Source organism: Pseudolysinimonas sp., from assembly GCF_031389465.1.
In the GTDB taxonomy this organism is placed as follows: Bacteria; Actinomycetota; Actinomycetes; order Actinomycetales; family Microbacteriaceae; genus Pseudolysinimonas_A.
Genome location: NZ_JANMSQ010000276.1, coordinates 1 through 2,142, shown reverse-complemented (window position 1 = coordinate 2,142; position 2,142 = coordinate 1). Strand labels below are relative to the sequence as shown.

3 protein-coding genes are annotated in these 2,142 nt (G+C 68.2%); 2 read left to right on the top strand and 1 reads right to left on the bottom strand.

The features are described 5' to 3' along the window. On the top strand, positions 1–837 hold an 837-nt coding region (locus RMO30_RS10925), incomplete at its 5' end, for a metallophosphoesterase (protein WP_309713244.1). A gap of 48 nt (positions 838–885) precedes the next feature. Further along, positions 886–1,794, top strand: coding sequence for a tyrosine recombinase XerC (locus RMO30_RS10920; RefSeq protein WP_309713241.1), 909 nt, complete (start codon positions 886–888; stop codon positions 1,792–1,794). Between the two features lie 12 nt (positions 1,795–1,806). Here RMO30_RS10920 and RMO30_RS10915 read toward each other — a convergent pair. Further along, the coding region (locus RMO30_RS10915) for a hypothetical protein (RefSeq protein WP_309713238.1) at positions 1,807–2,142 on the bottom strand (336 nt) is incomplete at its 5' end.

Here is a 2,142-nt window from a genome sequence, read left to right as displayed (position 1 = left end):
GACACCGACCCGCCACTGGTGCACGCGCTCGAGCTCCTCGGGCGGTCGAATCTGCCGATCGAAGCGCTCGTGTTCACCGGCGACCTCGCCGATCTTGCCGAGCCCGAAGCCTACGAACGACTTCGCAGCATCGTCGAACCGGCGGCCGCGAAGATCGGGGCGCACATCGTCTGGGTGATGGGTAACCACGACGAACGCCCCGCGTACTCGAAGGGGCTCTTCGACCACGAGAGCACCGATCCGCAAGACCGCGTCGAGATGATCGGCGGGCTGCGCATCATCTCGCTCGACTCCACCGTTCCCGGTCACCACCACGGCGACCTGCTCGAAAGCCAGCTCGAGTGGTTGCGCGAAGTGCTCGCCGAACCGGCCGCCGACGGCACGATCCTCGCGTTGCATCACCCGCCGCTGCCGTCGCCGGTCGAGATCATGGCGATTCTCGAACTTCAGGGCATGCCTCGGCTGGCTGACGTCATTCGTGGCACCGACGTGCGCGCCATCCTTGCCGGTCACCTGCACCACGCGATGTCGGGCATGTTCGCCGGCATCCCGGTTTCGGTCGCGTCGGCCACCTGCTACACGATCGATCCGACCGCTCCCGTCGGCAGCCTGCTCGGGGTCGACGGCTCGCAGTCGATCAACCTGGTGCACATCTACGACGACCAGATTCTGCATTCCGTCGTGCCGGTCAACGAGACCCGGCCGGTGTCGGGCTTCCCCGACTCGGTGATAGAACGGCTCGCCCAACTGACCCACGAGGAGCGCATCGCGGCGTTCTCGAACAAGGCGTCGACGTTCAACCTCGCCGAAGTCGAGTCCAGCTCGGCACCGAATTAGGCGGCGGGTCACGCGCCTGCCGTCGGCGGCTCGCGCGACGATAGCCAGGTGGATCTCCGCGCCGCGATGGACGGGTACGCCCGACACCTCGAACTCGACCGCGGCTTCAGCGTGCACACGATCCGCGGATACCGCACCGATCTCGTCGACCTCGCGGGGTTCGCCGAAAGCACCGGTGTCGACGACACCGCGGGTCTCGACCTCGAGCTGCTGCGCGGGTGGCTGTGGCGAGGTTCGACCGCGGGGCTCGCCAAGTCGACGCTCGCCCGGCGGAGCGCTGCCGCGCGCGGCTTCACGAAGTGGCTCACCTCGACGGGAACAGCGGATGCCGACTCCGGCCTGCGGCTGAAAGCCCCGCGCCCCGACCGACACCTGCCGCGCGTGCTCACTCGGCGCCAAGTCGACGGGCTGCTCGACGATCTGGGCGTGCGCGCCACGACGGGCGAACCGAATGCCGTGCGCGACCTTGCCGTGATCGAACTTCTCTACGCGTCGGCGTTGCGGGTAAGCGAACTCGTCGGCGCGCGGCTCTCCGATCTCGACCGGGAACGGATGACTCTCCGAGTGCTCGGCAAAGGTGACAAGGAACGCGTGGTGCCGTTCGGCATCCCGGCCCGGCGTGCGCTCGACACGTACCTCGACGACGCACGGGTCGCCCTGCTCGACGGTCGCGACGACCCGGGCACGATCTTCGTCGGTGCGCGCGGGAGGCAGCTCAGCACCCGCACGGTCTACGAACTCGTCGCCCGACTCCTCGCCGACCTGCCAGGATCAGGCCCGGCCGGCCCGCACGCCTTCCGGCACACCGCGGCGACGCACCTGCTCGACGGCGGAGCCGACCTCCGCGCCGTGCAAGAGTTGCTCGGCCACGCAAGTCTTGCGACCACGCAGATCTACACCCACGTCTCGGCCGAACGCCTCAAGGAGTCGTACCAGCTCGCCCACCCGCGCGCCTAGTAGCGGGGCGGCTCAGCTCACAGCCTCCGGCCGCCAGGCGAGCGCCTGCCAGATGGTGATCCCGTTCACGACGATGCCCACCACGATGAGCATGTTGTCGTAGAACCCCTCATACGGCAGCCCCACCAGGTTGAAGAGCACCAGGAACGCGGCGACGATCACGGTGATCCACACGAGCGGGGTCGCGGGTACGAGCAGCGATACCAGGATCATCACGATCGGCAGAAGCATCACGAGCGCGGCGACCGTCCACATCCACCCGGCCGCCTCGCGGCCAGCCATGCGGCCGGGCGTGAAGTGCCCCGCGAAGATGCGCAGCACATCGCCGAGTAGGTAGATGAGCATGAG